This window comes from Rhizobium sp. 18055, assembly GCF_902706285.1.
Taxonomy (GTDB): Bacteria; Pseudomonadota; Alphaproteobacteria; order Rhizobiales; family Rhizobiaceae; genus Rhizobium.
On record NZ_CACSKD010000026.1, the window covers coordinates 1 to 23621 of the forward strand.

Genomic DNA, 23621 nt, shown 5'->3' on the forward strand with positions numbered 1-23621 from the left:
GTCGTTTGGCGCGTTGGTGAAGGTCGATGTCCTGGAGACGAGTTTCGATCGTCCGCCGATGTGGCGGCTTCAGCCCCGCCGAGAGGCAGCTCGTTCGGATTTCGCGAACCAATTGAGAGATGCCTGGTCGGTTTTTTGTCAGATGATACCGATTTATCGTGGCGCGGATGATTTCTTCCCGGCCTTCGTCGAGCACCCGTCGGCCGTCAGGCCGGCCAGGTTTGCGCTCCACGAGCGACATTACCGTTCCTCCAGCTCGAAATAGCTTGGTAAGACGGAATGCAGTTGCCCGACTGACTTCGAGTTCGGCAGCCAGAAGCGTCATATCCCCGGCTGCAACCTTGCCTGATCGACGTATCAAAAATCCTCGGATGGCCTCGGCTCGTCGACACGCCTCATCCCAAAGCGCTTCGTCAACCTCATCAGGGAATGGATCAGTCATGCAGAAACACCGTCGATTGCGTCGAAGAATGAATCTCACATTAAGTGCCAAAATCCAAGATGGAATCTCAAGTTAAGTGCCAAGTCTCAAATTAAGTGCCAGGCTATCTTGTTGAAACTGTTAGGGGCGGAATCTTACGGTTAAATGCAAAACGACAGTCGAACTCAATGCGCGCATCGTCGAGCGGCTACAGTTCCTGCATCATCAACGAACCGCAGCGGCCTTGCAGGACATCAGGGTCGGAAGCGGCGTGACCTTCGAAGGGCCGGGCGGGGTGATGATCCGGGGCATCGTCATTCGCCGCAACAAGAAGACGGTGACGGTGCATACCGATGACGAGCGGCAGTGGAATGTGTCGCCGACGCTGGTGAAGCTTACCGGTTCCCATGTACTCGATAGGCTGGATGATGTCATGACGGGCAAGGCCAAGTCAGACGGGGATACGAGCACGTCGGATAAGATCGTTGCCTTCCCCAAGCCTGATCGCCGTTGATGGCTTCAGGTTCTGGCGGCGACCATCGTGGCCAGCGGGGGAACGGCCCGCTCGGGCATTCCCATGCCCAGCCAATCGCCAAGATAGTACCAGAACGACAGACCGAGCTTCTGGCAGGTCTTCATCAACCCGAGCATGCTGTCGCGTGCCTGCCGGCCATTGCGGCTGACCGTGCCGCCCGAGATCTTTCGCTTGATGACGAACCCGCGCAGATCTCTTTCCGAAGCGTTCGTATTCAGCGGCGTTTCAGGTCGCTCGAGAACGCGCAGCAGCTCGGCCTTGCGGCGTTTCAGGCGAACCAGCAGCTTGTCGAGATCGCCATATCCGGTGCGGATAGAAAATATCCGATCGAACCTGACCCCCAGACCGTTGGCTGCACGCCGACTGGGTCTTCGCTGGTAGTCTTTCAGAAGCTTGTAAAAGAGCCAGATCAGTTCGCGCGCAGTCTCGACATGCTTCACTTGGCCCGGCGTCGCCGGCATCAACTTGTGCAGCAATCGCTCTGCGTGGACCCAACACAGGGCATGGATACCGACCCGAAACTGGCCGGCATCGTCGGAGACGATCACCGCATTGCCGACCAGACCATGATGGCGGATGGCACCCCAGATGCCGGCCTCGGCAAACGGGCGGATGATGTCCCTGTCGAAGATGTCGATGCCATGTTCAGCAAGATGGCCAAGAAACGGAACCTGATTGGCAAACCGCCGCGGCTCGCGGGTGTTCAAACGCGCCAGAAGGGCGGGGTCCACCTGCCGGTCTTCCAGAAGGGCGAAGGCGGCATCGTTGAGCACGTAGTCCTGATAGTTGCCGCGCAGCAGAGCCAGGAAGTTCAGCCGCGACTTCGATGGCGCGGTGCGAAAGGCGCTGAAATGCTCGCTTCCGATATGCGTCGTATGAAAATTGCGGTTGGCATGGCGGGCACCGGTGTCGTCAACGGTCACGTAGGGGGCCGAGACCAGGCCGGCATGCAGCACGGCAGCATCCTCGGTATGAAAGCCATCCAACCCTTGCGTCAAAAACCGGATGACTTGGCGTTTGGAAATCTCGACACCGATATCGTTGAGCAGGGTCGTCAGTCTCTGTGTCGTGACCTGCCCGTGGCTGTGCAGCATCAGGCAGAAGCGCCGCAGGTTGGGCCCAAAGCCACCCTGGATTCCTGCCGGCAGCGGTGCGGTGATCGTTCGCCCATCCGGTGTCAGCCAGCATTCGCGGCGATAGCGCACCACGTCGGCCCGCACGACCAGATCCCGCACCAGGCAATCCTTGTAGCCTTTGAAGCGCGATCCAGGTGGAACGCTGGCGGCCAGCACCTCTTCGCGCGTGACGCTTCCCTTATCGCCCTTCGCCCCGCGGCGACGCGCAGACTTCGCTTTGCCAGCATCCGTCTTGTCGCTCGCTGCCTGTTCCATGCCCGAAGGCCTGAACGGTGGGCGTGGCGGCAGGTTCTTCAGCCGGGCAATCTCGTCGCGCAGAAGCTGGTTGTCGACTTTCAGTCGGGTGTTTTCGATCCTGAGTTGGTCGTTCTCGTCGCGAAGCCTTTGGTTTTCGGCCTCGAGTTTTTCGATCCGGGTGTCTGCCCCATCGGCCCGCTTCACCAAACCCGTCACAAATTCCCGCAGCGCCTTCAGCGACAGCGTATCGGCATGCTCGGCCATGGGCAGGCGGCGCTTCGTCATGAAAGAAGAATCTCATGATTTGCAGAAAACGGGAATCCCTGATGCCACCGGATTTGCTCCAGTTACTGCTGAAGCCCCTCACCGAGGCGACAGCCGCCTTATGCCGCCTTGACGAGCGCATCGCCCGCTCGTCGGTCGGCGCCGGCGTCCTCGAGCGCCAGAATTTTGCCGACGCCTGCGCCTCGCTGTGGCTCGACGGCGAGCTCGTACATATCGAAGACTTTGTGCTCCACGACGCCGGCCAGGACGTCCGCGCCCCAACCCACGAATTGACCATCGCCCGCGACGTGTTGCGCAGCCGACGGCGCATCGCCAGCCAGCCGCCGGCCTGGGCCCTCAGTCCCGACGGCCTGCGCACCCTTCGGAGGGCACCAGCTGGGCCTGGGCCCGGACCATCATTGGGAGACGACGGCGGGAGTGGGCCTGATGAGATTGATGGCGAACCGCCCGGGGGAGGGGAGGGAGAGAGTGTGGGCGACGCGAGCGAGTTGGATTCTGAGTTTGCCGCGATCGACGCTGTGCTCGCCCGCTCCAACGCCGCGATCGAACAAGCAAGACGCCCCGGCCGTGCCGGCGCGGGCGGTCGGGACGCTGACACCAAGGCACTGGTTTACGATCTCGACTGGGACGAGGATGCTCGGCTCGAGGAGTGGCGCGACGTCCTGAGGCAGGCTCAAGACTTGCCGGCGCTGCTGCAGGCGATCGTCGCCCTCGATGCCTGGAACGAATTGTCCGTCCTGCAGCACGCCCCTTGGCTTGGCCGGCTGTTGTGCGCTTCAATCGTTCGGGAAGCCGGCATTACCACCGGCGCCCATCTCGCCGCCATCAATCTTGGCCTGAAAACCATCCCGGTCGATCGACTCGCAATCGCCCAGGGCTTGCTGGCGGCCGCCGAGCTCGGCTTGAAGGAGCACGACCGGCTGGCGCTGGCCCGCACGGTGATGGAGCGGAAGGTGTCGGGACGGCGGACGTCGTCGAGGTTGCCGGATCTCATTGAACTGGTCATGGCGAAGCCATTGGTTTCGGCCGGCATGATGGCCGAGACGCTCGGCGTTACCCAGCAGGCGGCGCGGCGGATCGTCGTGGAGCTCGGCTTGCGCGAGATGACGGGGAGGGGGAGGTTTCGGGCGTGGGGGATAATGTAAGAGCTTATCCAACATACACCACGTTATCCTGCGGCGGGACAGAATTGCCGGTTTCGGATTTTCTATTTTTTCGCTAAGAGCAGCAGTCAGTCAAAAACAGGTAGTGGGTATGGCTCTGCATAAGGACGAGGTCCTGAATTCTCTCGCGGTAACCGCAAACGTGGCGCAGTTCGTCAGTTTTCGGCCCTCAGCAAAGGGCACAGTATCGCAGAGTTATTGCAGGGTCGCGGGATATCCAGAGAATTACCGGTTTGGTGGTGTCGAGGAAGCGATCGCCGCTTTGTTGGCGGCTAGCGCCGACCGAATGGTGAACGTAAGAAGCTACGAGCCCAGCAGTCCACGAAGCCGCGAGTTTGTCTACGGACTTGATAAAGTTGACGCTGTCCTTGAAACGATTGCCCGACTATCGAACGAAAATTTGCACCTGATCGTGAACGAAACGATCGATATCCATGATGGGGGTGTCTCGGGGGTTCTTCAGGGGCAATTGATCGAGTTCGCCCCGGACGACACTCCGCGGTGTGTTGAGAAGCCTGGCATTGCCTCGCTTCCGACGCATATGGGTGATCGCATACTACATACAGTCTACGGATTCTCTCCTGATCTCAATTTTCCGGCGAACGCACGGGTGGAGTTCAGTATTCATCCTAAGGTGAGAGGGTATCACCAACGGCACACAATCGTCTGGGAGTTTGAGCCGGATGTGTCGGACTTTCTGCCCGCTGCAGTCCACTGGCCAAACCGTTTTAGCCAACATTTGGGCGATAAAGTCTACGGTCTTCTCATCGCCGACTGCTTGGGCCTCCCCGTTCCGAAAACTACGGTCATTGCACGACGGACAGCTCCCTTCACCTTCGGCCGTGAGACAGGTTCCGCAGAGGTTTGGACGAGGACGTCTCCGCGCGAACCTCAGCCTGGACTTTACACGACGGTGAAAGGTTGGATTGATCCATTTGCGCTCCTTGGGAAAGAGGATCCTGATGGTCAGAACCTGCGTTCGGTACTGTGCCAAGCCGCCGTCCGAGCAAAGTTCTCGGGTGCTGCTGTGGCAGGCCCAAGAGGGAATGTCATTGTAGAGGGACGGCGTGGCGAGGGCGATCTATTCATGCTCGGCCATCAAGCGCCGGAACACCTCCCATCGTTTGTCCTCGAGAATGTTCAAGCGACATACAAGGTATTGTCGAACCGCCTTGGTCCAGTTCGCTTTGAATGGGTGCATGACGGAGACATCGTTTGGATTGTACAGCTCCATTGTGGAGCAACGGGCTCCGAGGCTGATGTGGTCGTTCCCGGAGAGGCCGCGTCCTGGGTTGAATTCGATTTGTCCGAAGGACTTGACGTCCTTCGGAGAATTCTCACGTCAGTAGGCGATGATCAGGGACTCCTGATCATCGGGGAGGTGGGTCTGACTAGCCACGTTGCAGATTTGCTTCGGAAGGCGAAGCGTCCGGCACGTCTCAAAGCGAAGCCGATCGGTTAGGGGCGATCATCCACTGTCGACCGGTCGCTTCTCCATACTTCGTCAAGGATCTTGTCGCCGGCCACTCGATGGACGGCAAGAACGTATTTTGCAACGTCAGGGACCGAATGGTCGACGACAAGCTCAACAACGTTGTCCTCCTTTCGGCGAGACTTCGAGCGTTGTTCGTAGGGGAAATCACCCATTCGCTTGAATGTCTGGAGCCCTCTAGGCTGAGGGTTGAACAACGTTGATCCGCTATTCAACGTGCTCAGCCAGATCCTATCCTTGTGTGCCGCGATCAACTGAGCTGAATCAATTGTCAGAACCGTTTGTGGCTGGTCCCGATAAGCTTTTGCCTTCAGCAGCCGCCAAATCCGGGAGGCTGACAGCCAAAAGAAACTCCGCGAGTTGAGGATCTCGTACCACTCTCTGGGGGTCAGCCCATCTTCTAAGCATCGCGCCAAAAGGTGATCACGCATTGGTTTTTGATCGCGAATGACCGCGCCCGGCAAAGCTTCGCGGACCAACGCTACAGATTCAGGTCGGCGCTCGGATTCCAAAGCAAACCGATCTTTTCCCGTGACTTTGTAAAGATCGAGCAATGCGGTTGCGCTCAACAAACCATGCTGCTGTATGGCAGGCCAGGCTCCGTCATGAGCCATGTGATAGAGCCGCGGGTAGTGCGCGATCAATTCATCTTCAGTCATTACCAGTTCCTTTGGTCAATTAGTCCGGCGCGTCCCCATCCTTTCGAGACAAGAGAGACCGGTATTCCACAGACACGCTCGATATCTTTGATGAAATTCTGCGAGATTGAGTTCAACTGATCAAACGCCTCGGCCTCTTCGTTATCCGTGCCGAGGTAATCGACAAAGGTCAAAGCGATATCGGTCGCCCCGTTCCAATATGTTGAACGCCGGATTTGCTCCCAGTCGAATTCAGCCATTCTGCGCGTTGTTCCAGACACGCTCCCGATTTCGGTTTTGCTGATTCGTTCCAGCGGAAGTCCGGACCGACGCGCAATTTCCGGGAAACTTACTTCTACACCCATGGGTCCGGAGGTGCCGCCAACTCGGATAGGGTACGTTCTCGCAACGACGACGACTTTCCTCAGCCGCGTGTATGGGATGCCAGCATCGGAGAGGCAGCCAGCCGCCGACGTCTCCCGCGAGGTCACGTAGGGATACGATCCGTGGTGAATACTAAGGTCCGTGCCTTGGGTGCCCTCCAGCATAACCTTTTTCCCTGCCGAAAGCGCGAGTTCGATCTTGTCGCGGACCTCACCGATGTATTCCCTTAATTCGGGGATGTCGCGCGCCAACCTTACTTTCGGCAACCATTCCAGATCACCGTCCCGGCCCATGATCTTACGAGCTGCGGCAACTCCAACGCCCTGCTTGGTGGACGAGATCCCTCCAAGTACCTTTTCCTCAAGGCGGATATCATCGGACTCGATAATCATTGCCTGCGCATCGATCACCATGCCCTTTTCTTTTAGCCATGGATGAGCATCCAATTCTTTGAAGAGCTGCGTCAGGGAAATAGTGGATCCAGCGGCAATGAAAATTTCCGCGTTTTGGTTTGATCCTGTCCCTGAGGGAAGTTGGCGGTAGGTGTACTCCGGATCCTGAACTTTGTGGCCTGCGTTCGGTCCACCCACTCTCACGAGAACGTCGTATTCCTTGGCCAGCAAAGCGCAGATGTTCCCTTTACCCTCGCTGCCCCACTGGCCGCCGACGAAAAGATCGACGTAAGACAATGGATTGTCGATTGATAAGCGGCCGCTCAAGGCATACGTCACGCATGACTTCACGTCTGATTTTTCGGTGGCCACAACGACATCGGCTATCGATGCTAAGAGTTCCACCTCCGCTTCCGTCTGATCGGTTTTTGCTTCGCTGTAGCTAGCTGCCTCGCGCAAGTGCGCCGGCCGTGCGTTAAACCGCGCCTCGAGAATATCCTGCGGGGCGGTTAGATGTATGTGATGAACGTTTTCCCGGCCAAAACGTTCTCTGAGGAACTCGACTTGCCCGGGAATCCGGGCTGAATCGATAAGAAGGTACTTCTTACCTGGAGGAATGGAAGCCTGTGAAGCTGCTTCGGCCACCCAAGCGCCACCAGTTTCGCGATCTAACTCTGCCCCGGCGTCCTGAAGCGGTTTACGTTCATTCGGAACTTGCTTAACTTTGAGGATGTATTTTCGCGTGGAAACCTTTTCGCACGGGTAGCGCCGCATCAACTCATCTGAGAATGCTGTCTTGCCCACGGCAATAGAGCCGGAAAGGACGATTATCTGTTTCAACACTTGCTCCTACCCAAATAGTGCTTAACAATCGCTCATAGGTAGCAGTGTTGAACTGATTCGCTCAAGAGAGATGACGATGAATGCTCAAGTTGCTGTAAAGATGAAATCAGGCCCTAGCATCATGCTAGCTAGTGGTAATTGGTTCGATCTTCTCGATCCTTGGAACAGCGAATTCTCGATTGAAGACATAGCGCAGGGGTTGGCGAATATTTGTCGGTATTCAGGGCAGTGCAATAGCTTTTATTCTGTCGCTGAACACTCTATTCATGTCTCCGACACAGTCGAAGAATTTAAGCTTGAGGCGCTTTTGCATGATGCTGCAGAAGCATTTCTTGGTGATATCACTCGTCCACTGAAGCAACTGCTTCCTCAATATCAAGAGATTGAGAAGTCGGTCGAAGACGCAATATTTTCGCGCTTTGGTTTAGAGAAAAGTTCCAAATCGGTTATCAAAGCAGCGGATTTGAGGGTCCTTGCGACCGAGCAAAGTCAGTTGATGCCTGTTGGTACCGATTATTGGGCTGCTGGATCGGGTATACAAAGGGCGGACATCCGCATCGAGTTCCTTTCGCCTTCGGCCGCACGAGATCGGTTCATGGCCAAGTACACCATGCTCATAGGCAGATAAGGGAAAATTATGGGCTTCGCGTCCGCATAAGCAAGTCTCATGAAGCCACAGAAGCATCTTACTTCGAGCATCATTCCAAGGTTGAAAAATCTTTCGAATATCCGTCTTTCAAACCGGTCCGTAATGATCTGGCGCCTTGGTAGCAGCAGCTACGTCCTCCGAAGATAGCCTACTTTTCACATAAGTTTCCAACTCGGCTGCGTGATTTTCGCAGCCATTCGCTTGCTTTCTTAATAGCGAGATGTGTTCGGATATTTCTTGGGGCGTGCAATGGCTCAGGGGGACCAGCGCGCGCTCACCACCCCTTTTAACAGGATAGGATTTGACTAGGCGCGTGTGACCTGGGAAGACCATTTGCGGTGGTGCGGGATCGTCACTCATGCCGATGCGTTTCAGCATCTGCGTTACCACGCCCATCAACTGCTTCTTTGCAAACGCCCTATAGAACTCAGCATGCGCGCCCGTGAGTGGCTTATTCCTAAAGACTTCGTCCACGATCTGACCAGGTTGAGCTATTTCGCCATTGTCCATCCGCTGTCCAATGATCTTGTGCAGCTCCAATGATAGCGAATTATCTTTTGCCATAGCGATACCCCGCAGTTTAATCTTGAGATGTGATCTGAGCCATCCCGGAGGCCACCTCCGACTCGGATGCTTAACTAAAAGGCTGGCTGTATTGAATAGCAAAGGACCGACTTGATTGTCAAAATAAACGTTCATCTTTTGTTCGGGTGGCGATAGTTGCATCGAGGCCCATGTGTTCCTCATGGATTTTTCCTCGTGCTGTGCAAATCGATGAACAATTCATCGAATGCACGGTCGGCGCCCCATGCCTGCGCAGACGCAAAAGCCAACAAACGGTTTTGATCGGAGGTGAGGCGGTCGCTCTCTGGCTTGTACCCAAGATCATGGTTTGCCTCCGACCATGCGTGTTGAAATAGGGTTTTTACCTGGATCTCGAAGAAGTTGGGCACTAAATCGGAAGGCCAGTCTGGCATAATCAATTCCGCGGGAAAGAGGCACACTGAATGCCAACCGAAATATCCGAACTCCCATTCCGATGCCGGTACAAGTTCCCTCCCGGTTCTCGTCTGCCAAAATGCCGCTGTTAGCTGCAAAACGTGCGATTACGATCTTGCGCTGCTGACCTACGGAACCGCTCGCTAGGAAAAGAAGACCAAGCGCAGAGCGCTTTGTAGAATGTGCCGCCAAGCGTGTCGCCAGAGGAAGTCCAGTCGCGACAGACGGCGCGCGAGCGTAGTCAAGCAAAAGCGCTCTGCATGGATTGGGGCCAACGCCGTCTGCGGGCTGATTGAAGGCAACATCGATTGAGCACTCTCGTTCCGATTTTGAATAGACGTCGCTGAGAAGCTTGAATACCTCCCCATCCAATGGCACGTCTGTGCCGCTGATTAGCCGTGGCTCAGCGACGCCCTTGTTTGGATAAGGTATGTTTGCAGATTTTCGATAGTCATGCCTTTTCGCCCACCAGGTTTTACTATCAGTACACTTTTGACTTTGTAAACGGGGAAAGACGCGTGGGGCTGACACAAGGAAAGATAGCGAAACGCTATGCGGATTTCCAAAAGGACATTGAGACGCGTACCATCTTGAATAGTAGAAGTCGGGCGTGCTCAAGGAGTGTAAGCCGTTGAATCGAAGCCCTTGCTGAGGTGCGATCGCCGATTTCCAAGTTGTGGTAGGTTAGGCCGCTGCGATATCCCCATTAATCTTAACACGGGACGGGAGCTACCAAAACTCCGCCCGCTATGTAAGGTTGCGATCGCAGCCTCGATCCTCGAGGGTGGGGGAACTAGACTTATGCAGAGCGAACACTTCACTCTGGCGACGAATGCATTTCGCATACTTGGGGCCACATACTCGGCAACGCCGACCGAAATTGCCGACCTAGTTGATGACGGCGGCCATTCCGGCGACATTTCGGAGGATGTCCTTCATAAAGCTCAGCAGACACTAATAACACCGCGCTTGCGGATGGCGGCCGAGCTAGCTTGGCTTCCTGAACTCAGTGTCGCACAGGCGGCGTCAGTGCTCGTTGACAAAACCGCACTCACAACGTCGGCGTTGCTGTCCAAAGTGTCGCGCCTGCCGGAACTAGCCAGAGCCAATATCCTCGCCGATTTTGCGTCATCGAACGTGGTCGATCCCGCTTTTGCGATCGCGCTTTTCGACGCATGGCAGGAACTGAATCCCGATGATGTCGTCGAGTTTCTGAGGGAAACTCGGCGCGCGGCCGGGCAACCGGTGCCGGACGAGAAACTTGTCCTCTCCGGACTTCAGGAACTGCGTGCGCGGCATGCCGGGAGTTTGCTATCAGGCCTGACAAGGGCGGCAAATCCGGCGGCAAGCATCGGAGAGCTCATTGCGCACGAAATTCGCAAGGGCGACACCGACCCCATCTTGAGCATGGTTGTCCGCGAGTATGAAAAACGCAGCGAGCGTGATGCGTCACGGATATCGGATGCAGTTGGCGAAATTCTTCAGTCGGTTCGCCGCAACGGGGATGCCATCGGTCCATTCGTGACGGCGCTCTCGGAGCAGCTTGATCAATGGTTGAAACTGGCGACCCCGCTGCTGGGCTTCTATGAGTGGCGGGGCCATCCTGAACCACGTTCAAAAGCCATTTTCACCAACGTCAGAGAGGTCGCTCTCTGGTTGGCGAATGAGCAGGAGCTTCATTCGGCTTCTAGTCAGCTCAGCGCGGTTCTGGCCGACAAATTTTCCGGTATCGAGGAGCTGCGCCGGATTGCGGCCAAGGATGTCGAGGACCTCAAGGGAATAATTGCGGAGCGCAAGGAGATCGAGCGTTTCCAGCCATTGTTTGATGCGGTTGAGAAAGCGAAGGCTTCGCCCGTTGAATTCGCACGCGTGAGCGGTCTGGCGGGGATGAAGAAAGACGCGACAGCGCCAGTTGGCCCGTTCGTTTCTGCCATTGGCCGTTTTCTTGAAGATGGGGGTGACGTGGATACGGCGGCCGCCGTCGGGCGCGAGCTTTCGCTGTCGTTCAACAACGATGCCGACCGACCGGATGTCGCGTATCTCGTCCTCGACTATGTTAATCGACTGGCGCGATCGCGAATGTCGGATCAGACGAAGCAGAAGTACGACGAGGACCTCGCGACGATCTTCCGGAACTGGAAGTTTCCCGAGCTGGAAAGGCATAAGGGAAACATTCCCAAGATGATCACTGCGTTGGAAGGCGTCGTGGCTAGTGCGCCCGCGTCGGTCAAGCCGGAATTCGCGGTATTCTTGGTGAACCTTAAAGAGAAGCAGCGAGCGAAGCGGATCAAGTGGCTCGTATGGGCTGCCATTATCGGTTTTGTCGCAATCGTTTTGATCGCATCCAATAATGGGAAGCGGTCCTCATACAGTTCGTCGAGTTATGGATCGACGAGCTATGGATCAAGCGGGTCTTCCGGGTATTCGACTTCACAGACCACGAATTACGGTTCGTCGGGAACCTCCAGCTATACGCCGGCACCTAAGCCGGCGCCGGCTCAGCCGGTGGATCTAAAGCTCGAGACAAAGCCAGCTTTCGGGTCAGGTCAAACACTCTCCAGGCAAGAGGTGCGGTATTGCGTGTTCGAAGGGAAACGCATCGGTTTCCTAAGAAACCTGCCGACAACGAACGCGCAGATCGCGAAATTCAATGAAATCGTCGATGATTTCAACAACCGGTGTGGAAGCTATCGATATATGCCAAACGACATGACCGCCGTCGAAAGCGAAGCTGCTTACAAAACCGGCGCTTTTCTGGAGGAAGCGTCCACGATTGCTAGGAATTGGTAGTATGGCCGATGGACACGATGTGACCCTGTTCGCTAAACTCTGCGTCGATCATTGGAAGCTGATTCAGCGCTTCACCAAAGCCCTTGAGCTCGTACCCGAGGGCGAGCGGGCGAGGCTATCGTCGCAGCTACGATATTCAGAGCTTCAGCTTAATTCGCTCGCGTCCGAAGCCGGCTTGAAAATTGTCACGTTCGACGGCGAGCCATACGGTCCGGGCTGCCCTGCCTCGGCAGACAATCTTGGTGATTTCGACACTGAAGAGAACCTTTTCGTGGAGAAGACTCTCGAGCCGACCGTCGTGCACGACATGCGGACCATGCTTGCGGGGCGGGTACTTCTCGCCAGCACCACAACACTACCAACCGGAAGATAATCATGTATTTGGGCATCGATCTTGGAACTTCGAATTCTGCCATCGTCGGCTACGTTGGCGGACAGCTCCGCCTCTTCAAGGCTTCCGACGGCGGCGATGTCCTTCCGAGCGTTATCTACGTGGATCGGCGCGGGCATCGGTTTGTTGGCAAAAGCGCCTATGACCGGACCGTTTCGTCGCCACAGAGCGTCGCATCCGGCTTCAAACGGCTGATGGGCACCAATAGCCCGCTCAAGATCAATGGCGAGGAATGGACGCCAGAACAGTGCAGTGCGGAGGTCATCAGGACCTTGGTCGCGCAGGCGGCGACGGAGTCGGGTGAGAACAACATCAAGGGTGCGGTGATCACGATCCCGGCGGCATTCAACCAGATGCAAAGCGAGGCGACGATCCAAGCTGCCAATGCAGCCGGCCTCGAAAAGGTCAGCCTGGTTCAGGAGCCCGTGGCCGCTGCGATCGCGGCTATCGCTAATTCCCCCGTAAAGGATGGCGTCTTCCTGATCTACGATCTGGGCGGCGGCACTTTCGACGTAGCGCTTGTCATCAGCACTGCGGGATCGGTCAACGTTGTCGCGCACGAGGGCATCAACATGCTCGGTGGGCGCGACTTCGATCGGCGCATTTTCGATAGCATCGTCAGGCCCTGGCTGATGCAGAACTTCAATTTGCCGCAGAACTTCCAAGGCGACGATGCTTACCGCCACCTCAGAACGATTTCCCACCACGCCGTAGAGCGGGCCAAAATCCAGCTATCCGCGTCGACTTCCGCGTCGATCTTTGCCAGCGAAGACGATGTCAGGATGAAGGACTTGGACGGCATCGAGATATTCCTTGGGATCGATACGACGCGCGAAGCAATTGCCGAAATCACTCGTGACTTGATCGACAAGACGATCACCCTTTGCCGCAAGGTGATTTCGGACAACGGTTATCGCGCGGAAGACATCGCGAGGATCGTACCGATCGGCGGCCCATCGAAAATGCCCTTGATCCGCGAACTGCTGCAGAGCGAGCTTGCAATTGAGGTCGACCAGACGCTTGATCCGATGACGGCCGTTGCGAAAGGTGCCGCCATCTTCGCGGAAAGCCGCGTGTGGGACGACAAGCAATCGACGAAGAAAGCCTCGCGCACGCGAGAAGAGGTGAAGGGGGCGATTAACCTCACATTTGACTACCAAGCCCGCGTATCCACACCCACGGTCCGACTGAGCGTGAAACCCGAAGGCGACGTGTCCGGCAACCACTGGATTGAGGTGATCGACGAGACCGGTTCCACGACGGGCCGCTCCCTCATCAACGGTATCCTGCGCCTCCAGCTTGATCTTCGCCGTGATGGCGACAACCGTTTCAAGATCGTCGTTTCTGGCAATGACGGTGTGCCAATGCCGGGCCTGTCTAGGGAGATCACGATCACAAAGTCCTTGGCAAGCGCATCGAGCATCCCGATGACCTATACGCTTGCGGTGAAAACACAGACGGGGACCGTCGGCTACGAACGCAACCAGCTCGTACCCCTCGTGACGAAGGGGACGGCGTTGCCGGCTGAGGGCAGACAGCCTTTCCGGGCTGGCAAGACGCTGCGGGGAGGAACCGCCGACACGCTCAACATCGAGCTGTACGACATGGCCACGGGAGTAACCGACCCGGAACGCAACCTTCACATCGGCGATTTTCGCCTAGACGCGGAAACGGACCTCGAACGAGGCGAAATGATTTCTCGCGGGCATGATGTCATCGTTCATTGGCGCATGAGCGATAATGGGGCCCTGACAATGGCGGTGGAGCTTCCGGAACTCGGGCGGCTCATCGACAGCAGAAACTTCTATTACGTCGAAGGTGGCTACATCAATTTCGAAGGCGAGCAAGGTTCGCAGATTGCATCTTCGCTCCTTGACCGCGCGGAAAAGGACCTGAATTCGCTATCACAAGCGTTGCCGGAAGTTGCGACGGAAATCGAAGCGCTCAGGGACAAGCTTGAGGGGCAGCACGCTGCGCTTTCTACGTCGGTCGAGGCCGATGTCCATCGCTCGGTCACCGAAGAAGCTCGCCGGATACGACAGGAAGTCGCGTTGCTCAGCGTGAATCCGCAAAACGTGACGCGCGTCATGTCTAGGGATCTCAACGAGGCTGAGTCCGACTTCGACGACCTACGAACGCTGGCATCGGTCGAGGACGCGGAGCGGCACGACAAACTGCTTGTGTCGGCGCGCCGGTCGCTACGCGACAACGATGTCGAAGCCACACAACTCGCACTCGACGAAATGAAGGCGATACGCCTCAAGATTCTCGCGAACCAGCCTGAGTTCCTGGCAAGCATATTCCGGGATATTGCAGAGGAAGGATATCTCGCCGTCGACGCGACATTGCACGAAGCTTTGGTCAAAGAAGGATTGGAGCGCATCAGCGAGCGCGATGTCGACGGTCTCAGATCGGTAATTGGAAGGATGTTCCGAAATCGACTGTCTGTAGGCACGGGTGGGACCAACATCGTCGAACTCGCGCATCTTCTCGGGGGCTAGTGGTGGTTTCAGGAAGCTGGCAGGTGGCCCATTTGTCTGTGTCGTATCAAGTGCAAGCTGAAATCGCGCGAACATAATGACTGCAAGCATCTGCGATATTCTAAGCTATTGGCGAGCCTCACTGGCCGACGGTGCCTTGGGTGAAGGAAAATTCACCCAGGCCGATCGCAAGCGGTTTGTTGAAATCCCCGCTAGTGCTTTGAAAACGGGCCTGCTGCCATCAGAGATCTTGGTTCAGGTTTTCAGAGATCAGGATGCGGCCAAGACAGTCGCCGTTCGGTTTTGGCCATTGGTTACGGCGCGAAAGTCGTCACACGGCGCAGCGCGAGCCGGCGGGTTGCCGGAACTTGTGGCGCCGGTCGTGACGGAGGCAACGATCAATCGGGATGGGCAGATCACGCCACTGCGCAATGCACTCTCTCGAGATCTCTTGACGCCCCTTCCGACTGGTGAGTTTGCCATCGGCTCGGTCAATGCCTTGGATGCATTCCTAACCGAAACACCTCTTCCTGATATGTCGGGTGACGACGCCTGGGACAACTACCTCGGCCACTGCCGGAAGATGGTGGATGCCGCTTCGCAGGGCTGGCCGCGAGGAGACGCAGACTATCAACCGATAGGCTCGGGATTTCTCGAACTGGCTGAGGATGCGAACGCCACGGTGCGGGGAATCCTCGACCTCTACGACAAGCTTCTCGCCGAGCAGCCCGATACGCCATTGCTGAGGCAAGTTGCGCAGCCAGCCGGAACCGCCGCGGACCTGGACCATGGGATTGAACAGGAGTTTTCCCGGCGGCTTGGCCACTCAAACCCGAACTTCCCATTGGCTGAACAGCAAAGGCAGGTGCTTGCGCGGCTGGATGCCTCGGCGCCGGGAGAGGTGATCGCCGTCAACGGCCCGCCTGGAACAGGCAAGACCACCATGCTACTTTCGGCCGTCGCAGGCCTTTGGGTGCGTGCAGCACTTCTTGGGGAAGATCCGCCGGTGATCGTGGCGGCGTCGTCCAACAACCAAGCAGTGACGAATATTATCGACGCTTTCGGGAAGGACTTCGACAGGGGAGTGGGTCCGTTCGCAGGGCGGTGGCTGCCTGAGGTGGAAAGCTTCGGGATGTTCCTCGCGTCGCATTCCCGGCGTCTTGAAGCAGCCCGGCGCTACCAGACCGAAGAGTTTCAAGTGGCGCGCGAGACAGTAGCCTATGTCGAGCGCGCCAAGAGCGTCTATCTCGAGGCTGCACGGGCGGCATTGCCTGAACTTGCAAACCCCGATGTAGGGACCGTGGTTGCGGCCCTGCAGAAGCGGATGGTGAGCGCGGTAGATAAGCTGGGGCATATCGATCGCGCCAACAGCCAATATCGTGCCGCGCACTCTATTCTTGAAACAACCCTTGGCCCAGATCCGGAGGCGACGGAAGCACTGCGCGCCGAAGAGGTCGCGAGACGAACGGCTGCTGTCGAAAAGCTTCGTGCGGCGAGGACCGCACTGGATCAGCATCTAGCGTCAGAGACATCGTTGACCGCGGTGGTCGGTTTTTTGACCTCCGTCAAAGAGAAACGCGCGGCGCAGGCCCGGCTTGCTATCGGCGATCTTGTACCAGGGCTGGAGAATGCCAGGCGGGTTTCAGAGATCGACGATAAGGTTCGAGCCGAACTTCGGGCGGCCGAGGATGCTCTGAAATCCGCCGAACTGTCACTCGCAACGGCGAAAGCTCTGCGCCTTGATTTCCATGAGGCGGACAAGAACTGGGCCAAGGCGAGGGAGCTCCTCGGCGGGGCTGCCGATGTTGCAGAACTTGAGCGTCAGGCAGATCTGGATGTTCGGTTTTCCCTCTTCCTTTTGGCAACACATTACTGGGAAGGTCGCTGGCTCCTAGCGATGGAGGCTGATCTCGCTGGCATCGTTGCCTCCAAAGGCAAAAACGGCAAAGCGACAGTCGTTCCCCGCTGGCATCGCCGGATGATGCTGACCCCCTGCGCCGTGGCAACATTCGCCAGTCTGCCAGGCAAAATGACTTACACCCGACGCGACGGTGGAAAATGGGCGACCGAGTATCTCTTCGATTTTATCGACCTTTTGATCGTAGACGAAGCCGGGCAGGTCTTGCCGGAGGTTTCGGGAGCGTCCTTCTCGTTGGCGAAGCGGGCATTGGTGATTGGTGACACCCAACAGATCGAGCCGATTTCGTCCATTCCTCGGCCAGTCGACGTGAGCAATCTCCGACACAGTGGCCTTTTGTCGAGCGAAGCAGGCATCGAAACACTTATCGACCGCGGGATCTCCTCGACCAATGGCAGTGCCATGCGCCTTGCACAGCAGGCCTGCCGAGTATCGCCTTACCCAGATCTCGAGAAGGGTCTCTATCTTTTCGAACACCGTCGTTGCTATGACGAGATCATCAGCTTCAGCAATGCTCTGTGTTACAAGGGTAAGCTGCGACCGTTGCGAGGGAAGGCGCCGAAAAACGCTGGTCTTCCGGCCCTCGGATATCTCCATGTTGACGGCCGAGCCCTTACGTCGGGCAGTAGTCGTTGCAACCCTCTCGAGGCCCAAACAATTGCTGCCTGGCTTGATGCCAACCGGGTCGGGCTGGAAACGCGCTATGGCAGGCCGTTGGAAAAGATTGTCGCTATCGTGACTCCGTTTGGCCGCCAGGTTCGCGAAATTCGAGACGCTTGCGCGGCCCGAAGGATCGCGGTCGAAGGGCGCGATGCAATGACCGTTGGAACTGTGCACGCGCTGCAAGGCGCCGAACGACCCGTCGTCATTTTCTCGCCCGTCTATTCCAAGCACGCTGACGGTGGTTTTATCGACGCCTCGCCCAGTATGCTGAACGTGATGGTCTCCCGGGCAAAAGACAGTTGCCTGGTATTTGGCGATATGGATGTCATGGTTGCAGCGAAAGCCGGGTCGCCAAGGGCTATACTCGCGGACTTCCTGTTCGCGTCGGAGCGGAATGCGCTTGAGTTCGCGGTCGAGCCGCGCGAGGACCTGAAGCAGGGGAACGGTCAGATTGAGATGCTGCGAGATGCGGCTGGGCATGATGCTTTCCTGCTGGACGCGCTGTCCGGCGGTGGTCGCCGCTACACCATCGTTAGCCCCTGGGTGATCGCATCCACAATGGAACGAGTTGGAATCCTCGCCGCCTTCAAATCCGCTGTCCAGCGAGGTGCCGAGATCGACGTCTTCGCTGACCCACTGCTCAACCTCGGCCCTGCTGCCGATGGTCTGACTCAGATGGAAGCGGTCGAAAAGGCATTCTCAAAGACCGGCGTTCGGCTGCACAAGCTTCCGAAGTTGCACAGCAAGATCGTGGCGATTGACACTGATACTCTTTGCATCGGTTCCTACAACTGGCTTAGCGCCGATCGACATGGGCAATACGCGCGCCACGAGACGTCGTTCGTGTATCGAGGGCGGCATCTAGAGGAGGAAATCATTACCATCGTTGGCAGCCTTCGGCGCCGAGAGAAATAGTGAGTAGAACCTCGCTAATGGTGTGAGCCATCCAATTGATATTGCGACGATAGCTGCTCATCATGCTCAACGGCAATGTAGGGGTCGTGCGTTCTGATCCCTTCAAGACCTCAGATACTGGTGTCAGTCTCGAACGCCGCCCTCCTCGCTTATGGCAAGCTATCGCACCGACTGACGCATGGCGACGAGGTGTTATTGAAGGCGCAGCTTGGCTGCAGGCAAAGGCAGTCCGGTCGGTGACCGTCGCGGACATGGCACAGGAAGCGGGCTTTTAGGAGCGAACATTTTTGCGACGCTTCAAAGCAGCGACAGGCGTGAAGCCAACGGAATATGCACAGAGTGTACGGGTCGAAAGGGCCCGCGAACTACGACAATTTACCAGCCGCACTGTCGATCAAATCGCCTGGTCGGTGGGATATCAGGATCCCGCCGCATTTCGACGGGTCTTCGGTCGCTTGGTCGGCTCGCCGCCTGGCGATTATCGACGCCGAATTGAAGCCGGTCACGAGGCCGCCGCGGCATGATCCGCATGTCCCGTCCGAGCAGCATCGCCGACCGCGTAGGAAGCGACTTCGGCGACCGCGGCCTCAGAACATCGTCGCCGTGACTTTTCAAGTGCGCAGGAAGCGCAGCCGCTCCCCGCGAACTCACGGCTACTCCATTACTTCGACGGAACGACCAGGGTTTTTCCGTCCTCGACGATGTAAGTGACGAGTTCTGATGCTTTGCCGCTTCCGTGTCCATGACAACGGTCGGCGGTGTGCTATTCGGCGTTGATCAACACGGGCCTCCAGCTCTGATCGGCCTGTCTCTAAGCTGGAACAAGTTCGCAGGGGCAGGCATCACCGCCTCCCGAAATCTCCTGATAGATCGCCTCGATCGCCTGGCCTTTCCTGGCGATCAGAACACGCTTCACTGCCAACGCAAACCGGCATTGTGCCCAGCCTTCTCCGGTGGAGCTAAACTGACTTAGAGGAACTTAGAAAATCCAGCATCGACCGGTGGACGAAGGAGGCCAGGCGTTTCCACTTCCAATGCCAGCAACGCACCGGAGAGAGGCGCTGCTTCCAGTACGTCAGGCGGAAGACGAACACGAGCGGTGGAGATGAAGAGGGTCTTGCGATCCAGGCCGCCAAAGCAAAGGCCAACCGCTCTCGGTATCGGCAAGATCACCTCGCGATCGACTACGCCGTCTGGACGCAGGCGGATAAGCCGCCAACCGTCCCAGAAAGCCACCCAGATGCAGCCGCTTTCATCAACGGCAACGCCATCTGGACGCCCTGTCTCGACAGGGAAAGTGGCAAGAACTTTACGATCCTCAAGCCGATCGGCCGTTGGATCGTAGCGGAACCGCAATACCTGCTGGCGGCCAGTATCTGCGCAATAGATGTATTTGCCGTCGACAGACCAGTCCATGCCGCTCCACATCTCGAAAGCAGCGCTCAAGGTGGTGACACTGCCATTCGGATTGGCTCGGTAAAGCCCTCCCACCTTGGTGCGACCGCGCGCTTCCATGGTCGAAAAGACAACGTTTCCGCTTCTATCCGTGCCGGCATAGTCGAAGCGGTGCTGCGCAATGTCCGGCGGAAGTGTCATGAGGGGTCGTCGAGCATCACCGTCGATGATCGAAAGGCCCTCGGGTCCGACTATGACGGCGGCGCCTTCAGGGGTGACGCCAGCCAGAACGTCCATACGTTGGACGTCGGTTTCCTCTGCGCGTGCGCCGGTCCCGGAAACGGCGATGATGGAGGGGCGGAACGAGTCCGACAGAACCACCTTTCCGCCGTCACTGCCATGCCAGACCGGGTTGCGGCCAAGCAGCGTGCGAAGCTCAGCGACAACCTTTAGGTTTTCCGCGATCGATATGCTCGGGCGCTGCTGCGTGGAAATTGTTTGCACGAGATGGCCCGCATTGGATGTGGTTTTCCGCGTCGCCTCGATTAGGCTGGCCGCCAGTTCGTGCAGGCGAGCGGGCGAAAGTCGGCTTGCAGGGCCGACGATGCCCATTGAAGCGATCGGACGTCCGACTGTGTCCAGAATGGGCGCGGCGACAGCGGCCGACCGGCTGTTTGGCTTCGGTGTCGCGTCGAGCCTTTGACGGATCGGGCGCGCGGCTGAAATCCCATTCGGCAATGGGCGTATCGACGTAGCCCGGCGAAATGGCGTTCACCGCAACGCCCCTGTCTGCATATTCCAGAGCAAGCGAGCGCGTCAGTCCGAGCAGGCCGTGCTTTGCGATCGGATAGGGAAATGTGCCCCTTATGATCGAGAACGAGTGGTTCGAGATGATGTTGATGATGGCGCCGTTTTGCTTCTCCAGCATGCCGGGAAGAACCGCCCGGCAGCAATACCAGACACCTTCGAGATCGACGGACATGCATTTGCGCCAGTCTTCATCGGTCGCCTGAAGCGGCTCGCGGAAAACCGCAATCCCTGCATTGTTGACGAGGATGTCGACGGCACCGAGACGCGCGCGCACCTCAGCATGCATGGCGTCGACGCTTGCTGGTCCACACAGGCACGGCGGCGGGCGGGGCTTAGAAGTTTCCCCTGGCAGCCTCCGCAAGGATCATCTTGTCCAATGTCAGATCGGAAACTGCCCGGCGCAGGCGAGCGTTCTCGGTCTCCAATTCCTTCAGGCGCTTTACCTGATCGCCCTTCAGGCCACCGTATTCAGCCCGCCAGCGGTAATATGTAACTTCCGTTACGCCTATCGACCGGATCGCTTCCGCCATTGATTTGCCCTGCGCATTCAGCACGTCAACCTGACGAAGCTTCGTGACGATCTCTTCTGCCTTGTGTCTTTTCGCTGCCATTCCAATGTCCTTCTTCGGCTCATAAGCCATACTTCAAGAAGGATCACTTTTCAGGGGGCAGACCACTGTCACAATTTCACCCACCAAACCCGGAGCGCTGGATCGCGCAGTCGATGTTCGTCTATCTATTCGCAAGTACGATGGGCGTCGGCTATCTTGCCACATCTCTTTTTCTGGATGTTGAGTAAACACCCCCAGTGGAGATCAATTCTGAAGAGAGCTGTGTTTCGCTCCGTCAACAGCCAGCGGCCAGGTGGACCGCCATCCTCGCAGCCAATTTATGACGTCGTTCGCCGTCACGAGAAAAGTCTCCGCGACTGGATTGCGGTCGAACACTGTGGCCTGCGTTAGCGCGATATTGCAGAATGTCTCAGCATATTCGAGGAGTCGCGGCTCATCAGCCAGTGGTGGCGACGCAACTGATAGCAGCGCGCGTCGCGATACGGCCACTTCGCCTGTCCGTCCGGACTGAATAAACAGGATGTGGCCAGATTGCTCACGTTGATCGAAACGTGCGCGGACGACAACTGGTATCATATCATCCTCTCCCCGGCAAACTCATTAATCTCTTGCTGCTGAACGTGTACCGGCTTATCGACCTGAAGTTCGCGCGGTGACATCTCAACGCCCTTCAATGCGGGATCGTCCGTGTCGGTGGGGTCGTTATCCCGCAGGCCCTTTTTGAACGCGTTTATGCCTTGTGCAACGTCGCCCATTAGCTCAGGCAGCTTTCCTTTGCCGAAGAACATCAGTACGACGACAAGTACTATGACCCAATGCCATATGCTAAGGCTTCCCATGTTGATCTCCTGTTGAACGAAGCCCACGATATAACGAGGACGCGCGTCCACGTTTGTGACAGATCAATTAAAACAGACGGATGTTGCTTTCAGCGCGCCGCTGCCCGACCGTTCTGACGTGTAAAATCGCCTTCTTACCGTGGATGCGGTTCGTGCAACGTCTTCTGCTGGGGGAGCTGGACCCTGGCTCCACGTGAGTGAAACTGGAAGCTCGAGCGAGTTTCCATGAGATGGGCTTCTAATGTGGCCTGGATCTCGCCACCCAGTGGGGCACCCGAGCTGACGAGTTCAAGGATGTCGACATGAATATCGACGGCGCTCGAGTATCTCATCTCCGAGCTCCTAGAGGTAAGGTTGCAAGGCTGCCGTGAGCACCGCGGAGGTCGCGTCTGTTAAAGGTGAACGCTCGAAGTAGCTGTGAGCCCAGTCTGGCCTGTTCGGCCAGATCTTCGAAAATCATCGCTGCTTCTTCAAGCTCGCCAATATCAGTGGCCGGACCGAGTTCGTCGAATTCGCGGAGTAGTTCGAGAAGCGTCGCAACTTTCGTTCTTTGACGTATCGCCGAAGAGAAGAGCTCGCCAACCACCGAAGCCCGTTCAGAAGGCTCCAAGCTTGCCAACACTTCGCCGACCACCGAAGAGCAGCCACAATCCAGTTCCGGTTTTCTCGTAAATGCTTTGATTTGGCGGAGCGCAGAAAGGGCTCTCCCTCCATCGGATATTGCCTGCTTTCGTTTGGTCATCATCACCAATGTCCTTGCGAGTTTCTTTGTCTGGATACCCACTCCGCACCAGCCGCGCCATGGTGGAAGCCATTGGAGAGCGGTGCCCGTGGGAAGGCCGTTCGCAGCAACGCGACCGCCTCTTCTGAGGAAATCTTGCCGCAACAGAGGTCAGCGAAAATCACCGCTACCAATGCCATGTCACAGTCCTGCGGCGAGAGCCTTAGGGATGACACGCCGAGCGACCTGACGTTTTCCGCCGGTTCGGCAAGGGCCTGGCATGAATGCGATACGGTCTGAACACCGTTGAGAGCAAGGAATGGCTGTCCCGAAAGTGTGCCTACCGGAAGACCATCGGGTTCGTCTTGGCAAACAAACTGGCAGTTGTCCTTGGTCTTGCCTTTTGAGCGTGCATGCGCGCAACGCGCGGAAATGGCGAGCGGAACGCGGCCGAATGCGAATAGCTCGAACTCCAGGCCGGAACACGCTCGAGTGATCTCGGCAACGGACGTCGCCGGAATTTCTGGCGGCAGGCAGATGTTGGTCGCTCCGTTTCCAGCAAGGAAGCGGGCGGTCGCGCCGTTGTAGACGTTCACAAACGGCCCGATGGCGTGTGAACGGCCCTTCAGAAGCTGCAGGGCGGAAAGGTCATTGGCTTCTACAAGGTGGCAGTCGTCGCGAGCGACGGCTTGCTGATATTTCGATTCACGATCCAGCGTTACCAGGGCAAGAGTCGAGAGGCGCACGGTCTTGCCAGCCCGTTCCAAGCGCTCGACGACGGCAGTCATCTCGCTCTCAATGAAGTGCAATCTCTTTGAGCAGATGGTTTCACCGAGGACCACTGTCTCCACGGGAGCCTCATCCGCCATACGAAAGTAAAAATCGCGCCATTTCTCCGTCGACCAAAGATAGAGCAGCGGACCCAGGGTGAGATTAATCGGTTCCATCATGCC

General features: G+C 57.2%; 19 protein-coding genes and 3 pseudogenes. 9 read left to right on the top strand and 13 right to left on the bottom strand.

Annotated features, from left to right (window positions below):
• Positions 1 to 442: pseudogene (locus GVL52_RS26525) on the bottom strand (transposase); the annotation flags it as partial.
• 223 nt (positions 443 to 665) lie between these two features.
• On the opposite strand from GVL52_RS26525, the gene GVL52_RS26530 reads away from it, so the two are divergent.
• Positions 666 to 935 (top strand): hypothetical protein, encoded by a 270-nt coding sequence (locus GVL52_RS26530; RefSeq protein WP_244619296.1) that lies wholly within the window; start codon positions 666 to 668, stop codon positions 933 to 935.
• A gap of 5 nt (positions 936 to 940) precedes the next feature.
• Here the strand turns inward: GVL52_RS26530 and GVL52_RS26535 are convergent, their stop codons facing one another.
• Positions 941 to 2614, bottom strand: a complete 1674-nt coding sequence (locus GVL52_RS26535) for a transposase (RefSeq protein WP_160012411.1) — start codon at positions 2612 to 2614, stop codon at positions 941 to 943.
• Between the two features lie 41 nt (positions 2615 to 2655).
• Here GVL52_RS26535 and GVL52_RS26540 point away from each other — a divergent pair, with 41 nt between their 5' ends.
• Both GVL52_RS26540 and GVL52_RS26545 read left to right on the top strand, forming a co-directional pair.
• Complete coding sequence (locus tag GVL52_RS26540) at positions 2656 to 3759, top strand: RHE_PE00001 family protein (RefSeq protein ID WP_160012412.1); 1104 nt, start codon at positions 2656 to 2658, stop codon at positions 3757 to 3759.
• Positions 3760 to 3868: 109 nt separating this feature from the next.
• Positions 3869 to 5239: a hypothetical protein gene (locus GVL52_RS26545; protein ID WP_160012413.1), complete on the top strand. Its 1371-nt coding sequence runs from the start codon at positions 3869 to 3871 to the stop codon at positions 5237 to 5239.
• Here the strand turns inward: GVL52_RS26545 and GVL52_RS26550 are convergent.
• Positions 5236 to 5928 carry a hypothetical protein gene (locus GVL52_RS26550; protein WP_160012414.1) on the bottom strand — a complete coding sequence of 231 codons (693 nt, stop codon included), beginning with the start codon at positions 5926 to 5928 and terminating at the stop codon, positions 5236 to 5238. The genes GVL52_RS26545 and GVL52_RS26550 overlap by 4 nt on opposite strands.
• Positions 5928 to 7526 carry an adenylosuccinate synthetase gene (locus GVL52_RS26555; RefSeq protein WP_244619297.1) on the bottom strand — a complete coding sequence of 533 codons (1599 nt, stop codon included), beginning with the start codon at positions 7524 to 7526 and terminating at the stop codon, positions 5928 to 5930. Before GVL52_RS26555 ends, GVL52_RS26550 begins: the two co-directional genes overlap by 1 nt.
• A 76-nt stretch (positions 7527 to 7602) precedes the next feature.
• Between GVL52_RS26555 and GVL52_RS26560 the strand changes: the two genes are divergently transcribed.
• Entirely contained in the window at positions 7603 to 8154 is a 552-nt protein-coding gene (locus GVL52_RS26560; protein WP_160012416.1) for a hypothetical protein, read from the top strand.
• 108 nt (positions 8155 to 8262) lie between these two features.
• Here the strand turns inward: GVL52_RS26560 and GVL52_RS26565 are convergent, their stop codons facing one another.
• Positions 8263 to 8739, bottom strand: a complete 477-nt coding sequence (locus GVL52_RS26565) for a hypothetical protein (protein ID WP_160012417.1) — start codon at positions 8737 to 8739, stop codon at positions 8263 to 8265.
• Between the two features lie 179 nt (positions 8740 to 8918).
• Complete coding sequence (locus GVL52_RS26570) at positions 8919 to 9152, bottom strand: hypothetical protein (protein ID WP_244619298.1); 234 nt, start codon at positions 9150 to 9152, stop codon at positions 8919 to 8921.
• A gap of 823 nt (positions 9153 to 9975) precedes the next feature.
• Between GVL52_RS26570 and GVL52_RS26575 the strand changes: the two genes are divergently transcribed.
• From GVL52_RS26575 to GVL52_RS26595, 5 genes and pseudogenes are all read left to right on the top strand, one after another.
• The gene (locus GVL52_RS26575) at positions 9976 to 11964 is read left to right on the top strand and encodes a hypothetical protein (RefSeq protein WP_160012419.1); all 1989 of its coding nucleotides are present in this window, start codon (positions 9976 to 9978) and stop codon (positions 11962 to 11964) included.
• Between the two features lies 1 nt (position 11965).
• A complete protein-coding gene (locus GVL52_RS26580) occupies positions 11966 to 12337 on the top strand; it encodes a hypothetical protein (protein WP_160012420.1) in 372 nt (123 codons plus the stop codon).
• A 2-nt stretch (positions 12338 to 12339) separates the two neighbouring features.
• Positions 12340 to 14856, top strand: a complete 2517-nt coding sequence (locus GVL52_RS26585; RefSeq protein WP_160012421.1) for an Hsp70 family protein — start codon at positions 12340 to 12342, stop codon at positions 14854 to 14856.
• A 76-nt stretch (positions 14857 to 14932) separates the two neighbouring features.
• Entirely contained in the window at positions 14933 to 18331 is a 3399-nt protein-coding gene (locus tag GVL52_RS26590) for an AAA domain-containing protein (RefSeq protein WP_160012422.1), read from the top strand.
• Between the two features lie 162 nt (positions 18332 to 18493).
• A pseudogene (locus tag GVL52_RS26595) lies at positions 18494 to 18855 on the top strand (helix-turn-helix domain-containing protein); the annotation flags it as partial.
• A 445-nt stretch (positions 18856 to 19300) separates the two neighbouring features.
• On the opposite strand, the gene GVL52_RS26600 reads toward GVL52_RS26595, so the two are convergent.
• From GVL52_RS26600 to GVL52_RS26630, 7 genes and pseudogenes are all read right to left on the bottom strand, one after another.
• Positions 19301 to 20230 carry an SMP-30/gluconolactonase/LRE family protein gene (locus GVL52_RS26600; RefSeq protein ID WP_160012423.1) on the bottom strand — a complete coding sequence of 310 codons (930 nt, stop codon included), beginning with the start codon at positions 20228 to 20230 and terminating at the stop codon, positions 19301 to 19303.
• Positions 20163 to 20822 carry an SDR family NAD(P)-dependent oxidoreductase gene (locus GVL52_RS26605; RefSeq protein ID WP_160012424.1) on the bottom strand — a complete coding sequence of 220 codons (660 nt, stop codon included), beginning with the start codon at positions 20820 to 20822 and terminating at the stop codon, positions 20163 to 20165. The genes GVL52_RS26600 and GVL52_RS26605 overlap by 68 nt, the downstream gene beginning before the upstream one ends.
• Before the next feature lie 17 nt (positions 20823 to 20839).
• Positions 20840 to 21147 (bottom strand): annotated as a pseudogene (locus GVL52_RS26610) (transposase); the annotation flags it as partial.
• A gap of 204 nt (positions 21148 to 21351) precedes the next feature.
• The gene (locus tag GVL52_RS26615; protein WP_160012425.1) at positions 21352 to 21684 is read right to left on the bottom strand and encodes a hypothetical protein; all 333 of its coding nucleotides are present in this window, start codon (positions 21682 to 21684) and stop codon (positions 21352 to 21354) included.
• On the bottom strand, positions 21681 to 21947 hold the full coding sequence (locus tag GVL52_RS26620) for a twin-arginine translocase TatA/TatE family subunit (RefSeq protein WP_160012426.1): 267 nt from the start codon (positions 21945 to 21947) through the stop codon (positions 21681 to 21683). Before GVL52_RS26620 ends, GVL52_RS26615 begins: the two co-directional genes overlap by 4 nt.
• A 328-nt stretch (positions 21948 to 22275) precedes the next feature.
• Positions 22276 to 22692: a hypothetical protein gene (locus GVL52_RS26625; RefSeq protein ID WP_160012427.1), complete on the bottom strand. Its 417-nt coding sequence runs from the start codon at positions 22690 to 22692 to the stop codon at positions 22276 to 22278.
• Complete coding sequence (locus GVL52_RS26630; protein ID WP_160012428.1) at positions 22692 to 23618, bottom strand: U32 family peptidase; 927 nt, start codon at positions 23616 to 23618, stop codon at positions 22692 to 22694. The genes GVL52_RS26625 and GVL52_RS26630 overlap by 1 nt, the downstream gene beginning before the upstream one ends.
• Positions 23619 to 23621 lie beyond the last annotated feature (3 nt).